Source organism: Pseudomonas sp. 1912-s (assembly GCF_029269205.1).
Taxonomy (GTDB): Bacteria; Pseudomonadota; Gammaproteobacteria; order Pseudomonadales; family Pseudomonadaceae; genus Aquipseudomonas.
Window position 1 is genome coordinate 1 of the sequence record NZ_JARIXR010000032.1, and the last position, 15,308, is coordinate 15,308.

The window sequence follows — 15,308 nt, forward strand, 5'->3', positions numbered from 1 at the left end:
CCAGCATCCAGCATGAGTCGCCGAGGCAACTGTCATGACAACGCCGTGGCCGAGAGCTTTTTCCAGCTTCTGAAACGGGAACGGATCAAGCGAAAAATCTACACCACGAGGGAAGATGCTCTGAGTGATGTGTTTGATTACATCGAGATGTTCTACAACGTAAAACGCCGCCATGGTTTCAACAATCAGCTGTCACCGGTAGAGTTTGAAAAGCGTTACGCAATGAGCTTGCAAGGTGTCTAGAGAATCCGGGGCGATTCACTTGTCATGACAGCCTACGTCCATTCCACAAGCGCCAAACATACCCTTGCCGCAGTCATTGGCCTGCTGATTCTCTCCATCGCGTTGCGACCGGCGATCGTATCCATCGGGCCGATTCTGCTTCTGATCCAGCAGTATTTTCAGTTGAGCTATACCCAAGCCGCCTTGCTGACTTCAATCCCGGATGTGTGCATGAGCATCTTCGCTCTGTCAGGACCCAAACTGATACAACGCTTTGGTACCGATCGGTGCGTGGTGGCGGCCTTAGTCCTGCTCGGCCTTGCCACAGTATTGCGCGCACTCTCACCCAGCCCACTATTGCTTTTGGGAAGCACATTTCTGATAGGTGCAGGCATCGCCGTTGCGGGTGCGTTGATCGGCGTCTGGATCAAATCGCACTTCCCTCACCGGGCGGCGTTTTTTATGGGCATTTATGCGGCTGGGTTAAGTCTGGGTGCCACTCTTGGCGCTGTCTTCACCGCCCCCATCGCCGAGCTCACTCAGAGTTGGAGAGTCAGTGCAGGCGTTTGGAGCATCCTGTGCGTCACCGCAGTGATCAGCTGGGTCTGGATGAGTACGCATTTCGTATCCAAAGGCCCGGCACGTCAAACGACCAATAAACCACGTGTGCGTTTGCCGTGGACAAAACCACAAGCGTGGTTGGTGGCTCTGAACTTCGGGGCAGGCCAGTTCGTTGTTTATGCGCTGTTCGCGTGGCTTGCTCCTGCATCGTCTGAAACGGCGGTAACGCACCTGCCCCCGGGCGTGCTGCTTGGCTTGTTCACCGCGGTTTTTGCATTGGCAAGCGTCGGCGCCGGGATGCTCCCAGGTAAAGCACACGATCGTCGTCCACTGCTGGGCTTCTCTTCTTTGGTCGCAGGCCTTGGCATGGCGGGTATGTGGCTTGCGCCGACGCTGGCCCCTGGCGCGTATGTAGTTCTGGCAGCAGTCGGTCTTGGGATGGGCTTCACGGTCGCAATGACGCTGGCGCTGGATAACGTTGACTCACCCGAGCAAGCAGGTGCCTGGACGGTCTTCATGCTGTTCATTGGCTATCTGATCGCGGCACTTGGGCCGCTCTGTTTCGGTGCTTTGCGCGACCACTCAGGTAGTTATACCTTGTCCTACGCGACCCTTTTTGGTGTCACCATCCTGATGTTCTGCTTAACGCCGATTCTCAAGCCCGCCACCCAGGAAAAGCTCCAGACGGCGGCAGCGTGAAGGGCCTCGCGGATACGCCAGGCGTTCTGGGCATTCAAGCAGAACTGAGCGGCGCTTCACTTGGCTGGAAATACGGCGGCGCCAACCGCAAGGTATTGCGCCCCAAGCCCTTGGCTTCATAAAGCGCCGCGTCCGCCCTGGCAAGCAGGCTCGCTGTGGTGTCGCCTTCATCAGGCACCCCGCAGCAAACACCGATGCTGATGCGCAGTGAGATGGTTGAATCACCGTAGTAAGCCGGCGACTCGGCCAACGAGGCGCGCAGTGTATTCAGGGCGACAATGGCGCCTTCTGAGTCAGTGCCAGGCAGCAATAACAGAAACTCCTCGCCACCATAACGACCAATGCTGTCGGATTGACGAAGGCGCTGGGTGAGGTGGTTAACGCAGTGACAAATCACTTCGTCCCCCGCCAGGTGGCCATACCTGTCATTGATCTGTTTGAAGTGATCGATGTCGACCATCGCCACTGCCAGGCAGGAACCGTCGCGGCGCGCGCGTTCCAACTCTGTGGAGAACTGATCAAGGATCGCCCGACGGTTAAGGATGCCCGTCAGCACATCACGCAATGCCATGTGCCGAAGCAAGGATTCACTGCGCTCTTTGGACAACAACACCAAGCCGAGGGAGATCATCATTGCGGTGAAGGTGCCGATACTGACCGAGATGGTTTGCTTGAGGTTGCTGACGTCGTAACGCATCTCGGCAGCCCCTCCGCCCAGCACGGCCACCACCCGCATGCCCAAGCCAATCAGGCTGATGCTCGACCCGATGATCAACAGCATCCGTGCCCGCCCCTGGGCGGGGACATAGCGGCGGGTCCAGTAGATGATCAATGCGCACTGCACCATCAAGACCAGTGTGGCCGCGAGCATTCGCGGTTCCAGGGTGTCGATCAGGCCGACCATCAACAGCAGCATCAACGCCGCTGGCGCGAATACCCGCCACCAGGAGACCGGCAACTCAACAATCCTGAATACACTGGCCCCATAAAAGGCCAGCGCCACTGCTAGCAGTGTGTTGGCGGCGCCGTAGGTAAACCACAACGGTGCATGGCCATAAAAGGTGTAGCCCACATAGGCAAGGGCATGCGCCAACAGGCCACAGCCAATGGTCAGCAACCCGTCACGCTGATTGAACTGGCCGACCAGAATCAAACAAAACGCCATTATCGTCGCCACCAGGGCAACGCAGGCAAACAGCGTGGGGGTATGGGCGATCATGGCGTCTCACCGAGCGCTGGCAGGAAGTGTGTTGCTCGCCAGTTTAGTTGAACGGGCCAAACAGGGGTCACTGTCGAGAATGACAACGTCTGCCCTCCCCTGAATACCGCTTGCACGTTGCTAGAGCAGCGTTATTCGAGGTGACGTATCGCAGCCACCACCTGCGTCGTTGCGTCTTCGACCGTTCCTTCATTACGGCATAACACCCAACCGTTATCGGTAATCGCTTGCTCGAACGCCTGGGTACACGCGACCTGTTCTGCCAACTGATGGATTACCGTACTGCCCAGCCCACGCCGGCGTGCCGCTGCCCTCGCCCATGAAACGTCAGGCGTGGTCACAACCCCGACATGCAGGTCTGGCACTCGCACGTTTCGATCAATATTCAACCGTAGAATTTCCGCAAACGGGATCGTCCGGCGAAACGCCGCATCAGACGGGTACCAGCGATCGATCAAGACGATGCTGCCGGGTGGCTGTTTAGGGAGCACGTGCCGGGAAATCCAGGCACGGCTATCGGCCAATCGCTCACACACCTCCCACTCCAACGCCCGGCTGGGGTTTCTGACGAGTTGGTTAACCAGGGCCATTGTTTCAGCCCGATGGGGATCACTTTTTTTCTCGCACAGCCGGATCACTGTTTTGTTGTCTGCCCTCAGGACTTTCGTCACGGCTTCCAACAACGTGGTTTTGCCGGTTCCCTTGGGCCCATCCAGAGAAATAAACAGCGGACGATTCACTCTTCAATTAACGATTGATATAGGCATGGAGGGACTCTATCTGAATTGCTGGCCAAGGGTTCTCAAAACTCAGGGCTGAACGGCGCCGAGCCAGGGATCGGCTCGCGGCTGAATGCCTCGACTTCCTGTATCAGCCCCTTGGCAGCCATCATCACCAGGTCACGGCCTTTGTCCGGTGTGGCCTGCGCCGGGTCTGACCCCATGCGGCCGTCGAGGTGGCGTGCACGGAAGTCGAACGCTTCGCGGATCGGCCCCCACGGCGCGATTTGTGGTGAGTACGCGGCGGTTTTGATCGAGTCCGGGTAGGCCCATTGGGTGACGGCGATTTCGGACGGCGTGGCATGAATGCCATGCCCGGTCGGGAACTGTTCCCTGGCCAGATCACCAACGCCCTCAAGGTCCCACCAGTTGCAGAGTTTCAGCGCAAACCCTGCCGGGCGCCGGGCAAAGCTGGCTTCGGCGTACAGCTCGGAAAAGGCCGCTTCAATCGAGGCCACGTTGCCGCCGTGACCGTTGAGAAACAGGATTTTTTCAAAACCGTGGGCCGCTAGGGAATGCACCCAGTCGCCAATCGCGGCAATGAACGTGGACGGGCGCAACGAAATCGTGCCGGGAAAGCCGATGTGGTGCTGTGCCATACCGATGTTGAAGGTCGGTGCGATCAGGATGTCAGCGGTTTGTTGTGCCTGGTTGGCGATGATTTCCGGGCACATCCAGTCGGTGCCCAGCAACCCGGTGGGACCGTGCTGCTCGTTGGAGCCGATGGGGATCACGATGGTGCGGCTGCGTTCGAGAAATTTGCCGATCTCGGCCCAGGTCGATAGGTATAAAAGCATGGTGGGTTCCTCGTTGATGTGACGTACAGGGGTTGATCAGCTCGCGCTGTATTCGGCAGCCGAGCTATGACGGGGTCGGGGCTTCGTTGACAGGATCACGAAGGCCGCGCACAGGAATACGCAGCCCACGGCAACGACGCCCGTGTTCAAACTGCCGGTTGCGGTTTTTGCCCAGCCGATCATGGCGGGCCCCCAGAAACCACCGGACAGCCCGATGGTGTTGATCAAGGCAATACCGCCTGCGGCAGCGTCGCCTTTGATGTGCTCTGACGGCATGGCCCACAACACGGTGTACGCCATGAACATCATGCTGATGGACAGGGTCAGCAGCGCCAGTGACAGCATCAGGTTGCCGCCTGCCAACGGATACACCATCAATACAACGGCGCCGACGGATGCCGGCACCGCGCAGTGATAACGCCGCTCGCCGAGCCTGTCGGAGCGGCGCCCGATCCAGTACATGCCCAGCGCCGCCCCTATATAAGGAATGGCCGCGTACCAGCCCAGTTGCCGGGTATCGTTGATGCCCAGCGACCGGATGATCGCTGGCAGCCAGAAGCTCATGGCATAGATCGAAAAAATGATGCAGAAATACGCCGCCGCCAGCACATACACCTTCGGATCGCGCAACACCGCCCTGAACGAATGACTGCGGGTGGACGCCGTTCCCAGTTCCGCTTCCAGCAATGCTTTGTCTGCCGCACTCAGCCAGGTTGCATCGCCCGGCCGGTCCGCAAGCATGAAATACATAAGCCCGCCCAGGAATACACAGGGCAGCCCTTCAATCAAAAACATCCACTGCCACCCCGCCATGCCGCCGACGCCTGAGAGCGTGGTGATCAGCCAGGCAGACAACGGGCCGCCGAGGATTCCGCCGACCGGGCCTGCGATAAACACGATGGCAATAGCCCGGGCCATGCGGTTGGGGCCGTACCAGCGGGACAGGTAATAGATCAACCCCGGCGCGAACCCGGCTTCGAACACGCCCAGTAGAAAACGCATGGCGTAAAACGTCGGAACGTCACGCACAAACAACATGCAGGCTGAGGTGATTCCCCACAGCACCAGGATGCGGCTGAAGGTCTTGCGTGCACCGATGCGCGGCAGCATCAGGGTGCTGGGCAGCTCGAACAGCACATAGCCGATAAAGAAAATGCCTGCGCCTGCGCCATAGGCGGCGTCGGACAACCCCAGGTCACTTTGCATTTGCAGCTTGGCAAAACCGACGTTGATCCGGTCCAGGTACGCAAAGACGTAGCCGATGAACAACAACGGCAGCAGCCGCCAGTTAAGTGTGTGGTACAGGGCCGCGATCGCCTCTTTTCCTGCCGGCACCCTTGAGGTTGGCATAGGAGTCTCCCGTTATTTTTGTTGGCTTACGATTGCCAGCAAAGGGTGCGCCGGCTCATTATTACCAGCAAGAGCAACTAAGTTCACCCTGTGTTGCTCTGTGAGCAACGCCACCCAAAGGAGGTCAATCGGCATGCGCGAAATCAATCAACAACGCCTACGCTACTTTCACGAGGTGCTGGTGCACGGCTCGATTCGCGGCGCAGCCGATAGCATCAACACCTCGCCTTCGGTGATTACCCGCCAGATCAAGCTGCTGGAAGAGGAACTGGGGGCCAAGCTGTTCGAGCGCCAGGCCCGAGGGGTGCAGCCCACCGAGGCGGCGGCGCATTTGCTGGAGTTCTGGCGCGGCTACCGCTCACACCAGGAGAAACTCGAAGACCAGTTGCAAGCGATCAAGGGCCTGCAGCAGGGCCAGGTGCGGGTGGTGATCAGCGAGGGTTACGTCGACGCACTGGTCGATCATGTGCTGGCGCCGTTTTGCAAGCAGTACCCCAGGCTGGATGTGCGACTGGACATCCTGCCGGTCGTGGATGTGCTCAATGAAGTCGCCGAAAACCGTGCGCATATCGGATTGGCCTACAACCCCCCTCCCCATCCGCAGATCGACTATTGCGCCACCTCGTCACAGCCGGTGATGTTGCTGGTTCGCCCGGATCACCCTTTGGCAGCGCGCGGCACCACCGTGAGGGTCGAGGAGATTCTTGGCTGCCAATGGGTGCTGACGCCGACGACATTCGGGATAGGGCACGCGATCCAGATGCTCGAATATGCCGAGAAGATCGAAATCCGCCCGACAGTGGTCAGCAACTCGCTGGCTGCCCTCAAACGATTGGTCGCCAGCGGCGAGTTTGCGTCATTGGTCGGGGAGTTCGCGGCCTATCGGGAGATCGAACAAGGCCACCTCGCAGCGATCATGGTCGACCATCCCTTATTGCTTGGGGTGGAGGCAAAACTGCTGGTGAAATCGGGGCGCCCGCTGGCCGCGCCGGCGCAGGAACTGCTGCGCTGGATGCGCGAGCGCCTTCCGATGTTTAAACCGGATTCAGCGGAGTTTCGGGGTGATGTTGCTGGCTGACATCGGTGGTCACTGCGGCGCCGGATGTTGATCCAAACCGCGGAATCGCCAACCCCAGACTCTCCCGCAACGTCGTCCCCTCATACGCCGTGCGGTACACGCCACGGGCCTGCAACAACGGGATGACCTCCTGGGTAAACCGCTTGAACTGCTGCGGATGCCCGATGTAGATGTTGAACCCATCCACCGCCCGTGCTTCAAACCAATCCGCCATCTTCTGCGCCACCGTATCCGCCGATCCCACAAACGCCCCCGGTCGCAACTGCCGACCAAACTCCACCGCCTGGCGCAACGTAAACCCTTTCTCCCGTGCCTGATCAGCAATGCGTTTGGCATTGGTAAAAAAGCTGCTGCGTGCTGCCTCCAGACTCTCTTGCGGAAACGGCGCGTCAAGGTCGTACTGGGTGAAATCATGCCAGCCGAAATTGCGCCCGAACTCCTTCAACGCCAGCTCGAAACTGTGATCGGCCTGGTGATAGTGCTGTTCGATTTCACGGGCATGTTCGTCGGTATCGCCCACATAAATCTCGGCGCCGGGCATCACCAGTAGTTGCCCGGGATCACGGTCATGTCCCTCCGCCCTGCCCTTGATATCCCGGTAAAACGCCTGGCCCTGCTCGATGCTCGCGGCATGGGTGAAGATGACATCGGCGGTGGCGGCCCCCAGGTCGCGGCCTTGTTCCGAGTCGCCGGCCTGGAAGATCACCGGTTGGCCTTGGGGTGAGCGTTGGATATTCAGCGGGCCGACCACGGAGAAGTGCTCGCCCTTGTGATTCAGGCTGTGCAGTTTGCTCGGGTCGAGGAACTGGCCCGTGGCCCGGTCGCGCACGAATGCATCGTCCTCGTAGGAGTTCCACAGGCCCTGCACCACCTGGACGTGCTCGGCTGCCCGGCCGTAGCGGGTGTCGTAATCGTAATGTTCGTCGCGGCTGTAGTTGCCGGCGGTGCCGGCGTCTCCGCTGGTGACCACGTTCCAGCCGGCGCGGCCTTTGCTGATCAGGTCGAGTGAGGCCAGGCGTCGCGCGACGTTATACGGCGAGTTGTAGGAAGTCGTCAGCGTACCGACCAGGCCCAAATGGCGGGTGCTCACGGCAAGCGCCGACAACAACGTCAGCGGCTCCAGGCGATTCAAGTAGTGGGAGGGCGAGCCCGGGGTGATGAACTGGCTGTCGACAATGAACATCAGGTCGAACAGCGCCGCTTCGGCCTGACGCGCGATGTCGATGTACCAGTCGACATTGACGCTGGCGTCGGCCGGCAGTTGAGGGTCGAGCCATAGATTGTGGCGGCCAGGCCCGCCGCAGCCCATGGTCAAGGCGCCTAGTTTGAGCTGTCGTTTGGTCATGGCTAAGGTATTCCTTGGAGCGTTCAGGGCTGGGTTTTGGCGACGGCAGGCTGCAGCGACGCGGCGAAGGAGTCATCGAACAACGTGGCAGCCGGGTAGGACTTGACCAGCCCCTGGCTGGCGAAAAAGTCCACGGTCTTTTGCGCTTCTACCGGCGATTGGGCTGTCACAGGTTCGACCGTGGTACGCGCACGGGCGAACCAGGCGCGGGCAATGTCGGCGTCGGCGCGGGTGCGTTTGGCCCAGGCATCGGCATACGCGTCGGCGTTGGCCGGGCTTTGGCGCGTCCAGTCACGGGCTTTTTTCAGGCGTTGGAGAAAATCGCTGATTTGCGCTCGCTTGGTGTCGACGGCCTTGGTGCTGGCGGCCACGAAGCTCTGGGCCGGGATCAACCCGTCGGCGGTCGCCAGCACCCGCGCACCCTGGCGTTCCTGTTGGGTGACGTAGGGTTCCCAGGTGGCGATGACGTCAACGGAGCCGCCTTCCAGCGCGTGGGAAGCGTCCAGCGCGCTGAGATAACGCAGTTCCAATGAGTCTTTTGGCACGCCGGCTTTATCCAGTGCAGTCAGCAGCAATTGCTGGCTCCAGGAGCCTTTCCAGATGGCCGCGCGCTTGCCTTTGAGGTCTGCAAGGCTGTGGATCGATGAGTCCTTTTTCACCAGGATGGCCACGCCTTCGAGATTTTGCCGGCTGATGGCAATCACCTTGATCGGCGCGCCCAGTGCGCCCAGGAACAGCACGGGCGCATCACCGAGCAAGCCGAGGTCCAGGCTGTTGGTGTTGAGCGCTTCGGCGACCGGTGAGCCGGCGGTGAATTGCTTCCATTCAAGGGTATAGGGCAGGTCGTCCAGCACCCCCGCCGCTTCCATCACGGCCTGGGCGTTGTAGCTTTGGTCTCCGACCACCAGCGTTTGCGCGTTCGCGGTCAGGCACAGCAAGGTAGCGGCCAACCCGGCCGCCAGTTTTGTCAGATAACGCACGTTCGCTCCAGATGCCCTCTCAGGCATTTCAAGTCGATCCGCGCGTGCGGTCTCGGCAGTGTTCGTAGGGACAGCAACCATGAGGTGCTAATGGCTGCATGTAAAATACTTATATTGCATAACCTAATTCAATATTAATGCGCATGACGCATTTTCATTAAGGGTCGGCACGTACTGACATTGCGTACCGGCCGGCACCACCTACACTGATTTGAATTCGGCTACTCGCGAGCCATTTTTCGGCGGCCCTAACCGATGCGCCCGCATTCATCGCTCAACCAATAAAGCAGTCAACCTACTGATTAATCAGAGTAAATATGAAAGAGCAGCCTCGGCAGCTTGCATCGGGACCGCAACAAGTGGCGCACCCCCGCGCCCTTTTTCGACCACCACACCTTCTGGCTCCGTTGAGCCTGCTGTGCATTGCCCTCGCGGGCTGCACCGTCGGGCCCGATTTCGCGCGCCCCGAGGTGCCCGCTAACGCTGATTACTCACGTGAAAAGCTAACCGCTACCACCAAGGCCGACATCGACGCCGGCGGCGCGGCGCAGCGGCTGATCGCCGGGATGGATATTCCCGGGCAATGGTGGACGTTGTTCCGTTCGCCAGCCCTCAACGCCCTGGTGGAAGAAGCCTTGCGCGCCAACCCGGATGTCACCGCCGCTCAAGCTGCGTTGCGCCAGGCCAACGAGTTGGTCTATGCCGACCAGGCGTCGTTGTTCCCTTCCGTCAGCGGCAATGTGCAGAAAGCCCGCGAGAAGGTATCGGGGGTGACCTCGGGCTTGCCGGAGTCGCCGATTCTCACGGTGAGTTCGGCGTCGTTGAGCGTGTCCTATGCCCCGGATGTGTTCGGCGGTACGCGCCGGCAAATCGAATCCACCACGGCGCAAGCCGAGTACGAACGCTTCCAGCTGGAGGCGACCTACCTCACGTTGACCTCCAATGTGGTGAATACCGCGGTCAGCCTGGCGTCGATACGTGATCAAATCGCCTCAACCGAGGCAATCATCCGGCTACAGGGCGACCAGCTCGACGTGCTGCAGTCGCAGCGGCGGCTGGGTGCCATCGGTGATAGGGACGTCCTGACGCAGCAGACCGCACTGGCGCAAACCCGTGCCAGCTTGCCGCCCCTGCAAAAGCAATTGGCGCAGACCCGCAACCAGTTGATGGCCTATCTCGGCCGGTTTCCCAATCAGGACCGGGACGAGCGCTTCAACCTGGCCTCCCTGCACTTGCCGGAAGAGCTGCCGGTCAGCCTGCCCTCGGCCATCGTGGGCCAACGGCCGGACGTGCGTTCTGCCCAGGCGCAATTGCACCAGGCCAGCGCCAACATAGGCGTGGCCGTGGCCAATCAGTTGCCGCAGTTCAGCATTACCGGGTCGGTGGGTTCCACGGTGGCCAGCGGCACCAAGCTGTTTTCGGCGGGCAGCGGTGTGTGGAGCCTGGCTGGGTCGATCACCCAGCCGATCTTTGATGCCGGCGCGCTCGAACATCGCAAACGCGCGGCCGTGGCGGCCTACGACGAGTCGGCGGCGCGTTATCGTGGCACCGTGATTGGCGCATTCCAGGACGTGGCCAACGCGCTGCGGGCGCTGGAAGCCGATGCCGATGCGCTCAACCAGCAGGTGGTGGCCGAGCGCTCCGCGCAAGCCAACCTGGACCTGGTGCAGGCACAGTTCAAGCTCGGTGCCGTGGCGTACATCAACCTGCTCACCGCCCAACAGACCTACCAGAACACCGTGCTTGCGCGGGTCAAGGCACAGGCCTCCCGCTACAGCGACACCACTGCGCTGTTCCAGGCACTGGGGGGCGGTTGGTGGAACCGAACGGATGTGGACCCTGCCACCAAGGGCCACCCGGATCGCTTCGGCCTGCCGTCGTGGAACGAGATCATGCCGGCCAACAACAAGGCAGCGCCTGCCGATTCGGCACGGTTCGACTGAACTGAACTCTTGATACAGCGAGAACACCCATGGCTGACGTCATTACTGCCTCTCCCCTGCCACCCGAGCCCGGCGCACCGCGCAAGCGTCGACTGTGGCGGCCGATGCTCGTCATGATCGTGGTGGTGCTGGTGATTGTGGCGATCATTGCCGGGGTGAAGTTCGTGCAGATTTCGGCGCTGATCGCCCAGTCCAAGATGCCCCTGCCCGCCTCCGTGGTCACGGCCATGAAGGTGCCCTTCAGCGATTGGCAGCCGAATGTCACCGCCGTGGGCTCCATGAAGGCGGTCAGAGGGGTGGATGTGACCACCGAGGTGGGCGGCATCGTACGCACCCTCGGCTTCACGCCCGGGCAAGAGGTGGCGGCCCAGGCGCTGCTGGTGCAGTTGAATGCCGACTCGGACATCGCGCAGTTGCATTCCCTTGAGGCCACCGCCGACCTGGCCGTGATCGTCCTCAAGCGTGACAAGGCCCAACTGGCGGTCAACGCCATCTCCCAGGCCCAAGTGGACACCGACACCGCCGACCTGAAAGCCAAGCTCGCCGCCGCCGAGCAACAGCGCGCGCTGGTGGCGAAAAAAACCATACGCGCACCGTTTGCCGGGCGCATCGGGATCACCAGCGTCAACCCCGGCCAGTACCTCAACCCCGGCGACAAGATCGCCACCCTGCAAACCTTCGACCCTATCTACATCGACTTCACGGTGCCGCAGACCCAACTGGAGGCCATCGCCATTGGCCAAGGGGTTTCGGTGACGGCCGACGGCCTGTCCAATCAAACCTTCACCGGCAAGGTCAGCACCATCGACACCCAGTTCGACTCGACCACCCGCAACGTCACTGTGGAAGCCACCGTCGACAACCCCAAGCAAAGCCTGGTGCCCGGGATGTTTGCCCGCGCCGTGGTCACCTCAGGAGCGACCCAGCGCTACCTTACCGTTCCGCAGACGTCGGTCACCTACAACCCTTACGGCACCACGGTATTCATCGCCACCTCAAGCAAGAACGACAAGGGTGAGGAAGTGCTGACGGCGCAACAGACCTTCATCAAGACCGGGCCAACCCGGGGCGACCAGGTGGCCATCCTGTCGGGCGTGAAGGAAGGCGATCTGTTGATCACCAGCGGCCAGATGAAGCTCAAGAATGGCTCGYCGGTGAAGGTCGATAACAGCGCCGCGCCGCTGAACGATCCCGCGCCGACTCCCCAAGAACACTAAAGGTGTCCCATGAAGCTTACCGATACCTTTATTCAGCGACCGGTCTGGGCGATTGTCGTCTCGCTGTTCATCCTGATCCTGGGGCTGCGTTCGATCTTCGAACTGCCGGTGAACCAATGGCCTCGCACCGAAAATACCGTGGTCACCATCACCACGGCCTACTACGGTGCGGACGCATCGACGGTGGCCGGCTTTATCACCCAGCCGCTTGAATCGGCCATCGCCCAGGCCCAGGGTATCGACTACCTGTCCTCGACGAGCATCACCGGCGTCTCGACCATTACCGCGACGTTGCGGCTGAACTACGAGGCCAGCAAGGCACTCACCGAGATCAATACCCAGGTCAACTCGGTCAAGAACCAATTGCCGGCCCAGTCCCAGGAACCGGTGCTGACGGTGGCGGTCGGGCAGACCACGGATGCCATGTACCTGGGCTTCTACAGCGACACCCTGCCCACCAACAACATCACCGATTACCTGGTGCGGGTGGTCAAGCCCAAGCTGGATTCGATCCAGGGCGTGCAAACCGCCGAGATCCTCGGCGGGCGCCAGTTCGCCCTGCGGGCCTGGATGGACCCCAACAAGCTGGCGGCGCATAACGTGACCGCCCAGGACGTGTCCACCGCCCTGGCCAACAACAACTACCTGTCTGCCGTCGGTTCCACCCGCGGGCAAACGGTGACGGTCGACCTGACCGCCGGGACCGACTTGCACACGGTGGATGAATTCAAGCGGCTGGTGATCAAGCAGAAAGGCGATGCCCTGGTGTACCTGGAGGATGTGGCCACCGTCACCCTCGGCGCCGAAAGCTACGACAGCAGCGTGGCGTTTTCCGGCAAGCGTTCGGTGTTCATCGGGATCAAGACGGCCCCCAATGCGAACATCCTGACGGTCGCCGACAGCGTGCGCGAAGCCTTCCCCGAGCTGCAGTCCCAACTGCCCACCGGGGTGCGCGGCGAGATCGTGTATGACTCCACGGCGTTCATCAATACGTCGATTTATGAGGTGGTGAAAACCCTGGTAGAGGCGATGATCATCGTGTCGGTGGTGATCTACCTGTTCCTCGGCTCGTTCCGTGCAGTGATTGTGCCGCTGGTGGCGATCCCGCTGTCGCTGGTCGGTACGTTCTTCATCATGTACCTGCTGGGGTACTCGATTAACCTGCTGACCCTGCTCGCCCTGGTATTGGCGATCGGCCTGGTGGTGGACGACGCGATTATCGTGGTGGAAAACGTCGACCGGCATATCAAGGAAGAAGGTAAAGGCGTGCTGGAGGCGGCACTGGTCGCGGCGCGGGAACTGGGTGGCCCGATCATCGCGATGACCGTGGTGCTGATTGCCGCGTACGTGCCCATCGGGTTGCGCAGTGGGCTGACCGGTGCGCTGTTCAAGGAGTTCTGTTTTTCGCTGGCGGGTGCGGTGACCGTGTCGGCCGTGGTGGCGTTGACGCTGTCGCCGATGATGACCTCGCGGCTGTTCAAGTCCGGGCAGGAAGAAGGCCGCTTCGCGCGCAAGCTCGATCAGTATTTTGACTGGTTGCGGGGCCGTTACCACCGCGTACTCTCAGGCGGTTTGAACGTGTGGCCGGTGCTGGTGACGTTTGGTTTCTTGCTGTTCCTGCTGGTGGCCGCCAGCGGCATGACTGCCAAAAGCGAGCTGTCGCCCACCGAGGACCAGGGGCTGGTGTTCATGCAGATCAAAGGCCCACCGACTGCCTCGCCGCAGCAGATGGAGCGCATTGCCGACCAGGCGTTCCAGATCGCCAACAAAGAGCCTGAATACGCGCAGATGTTCCAGCTGACCGGGCTGCCCATCCTCAACCAGGGCTTGGGCGGCGTGCTGCTCAAAACCTGGGACGACCGCACGCGTTCCCAGGCCCAACTGATCCTGGAACTTCAGCAGAAATGGAACCAGGTACCGGGCGCCACCATCGCGGCCTTTCCGCTGCCGTCGCTGCCGGGCGCCCAAGGGTTGCCGGTGCAATTTGTGATCACCACCACCGACTCGGTGGAAAACCTCAATGAAGTCGCCCAGGCGGTGGTGGCCGAGGCACTGAAACAGCAGCTGTTCTACTTCTCCGACATGGACCTGAAACTCGACAAACCACAAGCCAAGCTGGTGGTCGACCGGGAAAAAATCGCCGCACTGGGCATGACCCAGGCTGACGTCGGCGCAGCGCTGTCCGCCGCGCTGGGTGGTAACTACGTGAACTACTTCTCCACCGCCGGGCGCTCGTACAAAGTCATTCCCCAGGTGCTGCAAGTCGACCGCCTCAACCCGGACCAGATCCTCGATTACTACATTCGCACGCCCTCGGGCGCAATGATCCAGGCGCGCACCGTGGCGCATATAGAGACCTCGACCCAGCCGGAATCGATCAACCACTTCCAGCAACTCAACTCGGCCACCTTGTCAGGGGTCAGTGGCGTGGCCCAGGGCGAACTGCTGGCGAAACTGAACACGATCCTGACCAACATAGCGCCTTCGGGCTACACCTCGGACTTCTCTGGCGAGTCGCGCCAGTTCATGCAGGAATCCGGCGGGTTCTTCGGGTTGTTGATGTTCTCGATCCTGATCGTCTACCTGGCCCTCGCCTTCCAGTTCGAGAGCTTCCGCGACCCGGTGGTGATCCTGTTCTCGGTGCCCCCTGCTCTCTTTGGCACGCTGGCCTTTATCACCATGGGGTTTGCGTCCATCAACGTGTACACCCAGGTGGGCCTGGTGACGTTGCTGGGGTTGATCACCAAGCACGGGATCCTGATCGTGCAGTTTGCCAACGAGCTGCAGCGCGCCGGTCACAGCAAGCGTGAAGCGATAGAGGAAGCGGCCGGCGTACGTCTGCGGCCGATCCTGATGACCACCGCGGCGATGGTGCTGGGGGTGGTGCCGCTGGTGTGGGCGTCTGGCGCCGGGGCTGCGGGGCGGCATGACATGGGCCTGGTGATCTTCGCCGGGTTGTCGATTGGTACCGTGCTGACGCTGTTCATGGTGCCGGCGATGTATATGTTTATTGGTTCGACGCACCATCAGGAGGTTGAGCGGCCGGTCGCTGGCGAGCTTGAAGAAGCACCCGTCGGGCGCGGCTAGGCCTTTGTGCAACGTAACCCCTGTCTAAATC

General features: G+C 60.9%; 12 protein-coding genes. 6 read left to right on the plus strand and 6 right to left on the minus strand.

What is annotated here, in order from left to right:
• Nucleotides 1-243, plus strand: a 243-nt coding sequence (locus tag P3C29_RS27695) for an IS3 family transposase (RefSeq protein WP_275965939.1), incomplete at its 5' end; no start/stop codon positions are given.
• A 24-nt stretch (nt 244-267) separates the two neighbouring features.
• Complete coding sequence (locus P3C29_RS27700; RefSeq protein ID WP_275965940.1) at nt 268-1,482, plus strand: MFS transporter; 1,215 nt, start codon at nt 268-270, stop codon at nt 1,480-1,482.
• A gap of 34 nt (nt 1,483-1,516) precedes the next feature.
• Here P3C29_RS27700 and P3C29_RS27705 read toward each other — a convergent pair whose 3' ends face one another.
• The 4 genes from P3C29_RS27705 to P3C29_RS27720 all read right to left on the minus strand — a co-directional run bounded on the left by P3C29_RS27705 (nt 1,517) and on the right by P3C29_RS27720 (nt 5,627).
• Complete coding sequence (locus P3C29_RS27705; RefSeq protein WP_275965941.1) at nt 1,517-2,701, minus strand: GGDEF domain-containing protein; 1,185 nt, start codon at nt 2,699-2,701, stop codon at nt 1,517-1,519.
• 131 nt (nt 2,702-2,832) lie between these two features.
• A complete protein-coding gene (locus P3C29_RS27710) occupies nt 2,833-3,441 on the minus strand; it encodes a dTMP kinase (RefSeq protein WP_275965942.1) in 609 nt (202 codons plus the stop codon).
• Nucleotides 3,442-3,503: 62 nt separating this feature from the next.
• Complete coding sequence (locus tag P3C29_RS27715) at nt 3,504-4,277, minus strand: creatininase family protein (RefSeq protein WP_201124113.1); 774 nt, start codon at nt 4,275-4,277, stop codon at nt 3,504-3,506.
• Nucleotides 4,278-4,313: 36 nt separating this feature from the next.
• Nucleotides 4,314-5,627: an MFS transporter gene (locus P3C29_RS27720; RefSeq protein WP_275965943.1), complete on the minus strand. Its 1,314-nt coding sequence runs from the start codon at nt 5,625-5,627 to the stop codon at nt 4,314-4,316.
• A 133-nt stretch (nt 5,628-5,760) separates the two neighbouring features.
• Between P3C29_RS27720 and P3C29_RS27725 the strand changes: the two genes are divergently transcribed.
• Nucleotides 5,761-6,705 (plus strand): LysR family transcriptional regulator, encoded by a 945-nt coding sequence (locus P3C29_RS27725; protein ID WP_275965944.1) that lies wholly within the window; start codon nt 5,761-5,763, stop codon nt 6,703-6,705.
• Here the strand turns inward: P3C29_RS27725 and P3C29_RS27730 are convergent.
• Both P3C29_RS27730 and P3C29_RS27735 read right to left on the minus strand, forming a co-directional pair.
• Nucleotides 6,662-8,050: an LLM class flavin-dependent oxidoreductase gene (locus P3C29_RS27730; protein WP_275965945.1), complete on the minus strand. Its 1,389-nt coding sequence runs from the start codon at nt 8,048-8,050 to the stop codon at nt 6,662-6,664. The two genes, P3C29_RS27725 and P3C29_RS27730, sit on opposite strands and share 44 nt — an antisense overlap.
• Nucleotides 8,051-8,073: 23 nt before the next feature.
• Nucleotides 8,074-9,030 carry an ABC transporter substrate-binding protein gene (locus P3C29_RS27735; protein WP_275965946.1) on the minus strand — a complete coding sequence of 319 codons (957 nt, stop codon included), beginning with the start codon at nt 9,028-9,030 and terminating at the stop codon, nt 8,074-8,076.
• A 317-nt stretch (nt 9,031-9,347) separates the two neighbouring features.
• Between P3C29_RS27735 and P3C29_RS27740 the strand changes: the two genes are divergently transcribed.
• From P3C29_RS27740 to P3C29_RS27750, 3 genes are all read left to right on the plus strand, one after another.
• Nucleotides 9,348-10,973 (plus strand): efflux transporter outer membrane subunit, encoded by a 1,626-nt coding sequence (locus P3C29_RS27740; protein WP_275965947.1) that lies wholly within the window; start codon nt 9,348-9,350, stop codon nt 10,971-10,973.
• A 104-nt stretch (nt 10,974-11,077) separates the two neighbouring features.
• Entirely contained in the window at nt 11,078-12,190 is a 1,113-nt protein-coding gene (locus P3C29_RS27745) for an efflux RND transporter periplasmic adaptor subunit (RefSeq protein WP_275965975.1), read from the plus strand.
• A gap of 9 nt (nt 12,191-12,199) precedes the next feature.
• The gene (locus tag P3C29_RS27750) at nt 12,200-15,277 is read left to right on the plus strand and encodes an efflux RND transporter permease subunit (RefSeq protein ID WP_275965948.1); all 3,078 of its coding nucleotides are present in this window, start codon (nt 12,200-12,202) and stop codon (nt 15,275-15,277) included.
• Nucleotides 15,278-15,308 lie beyond the last annotated feature (31 nt).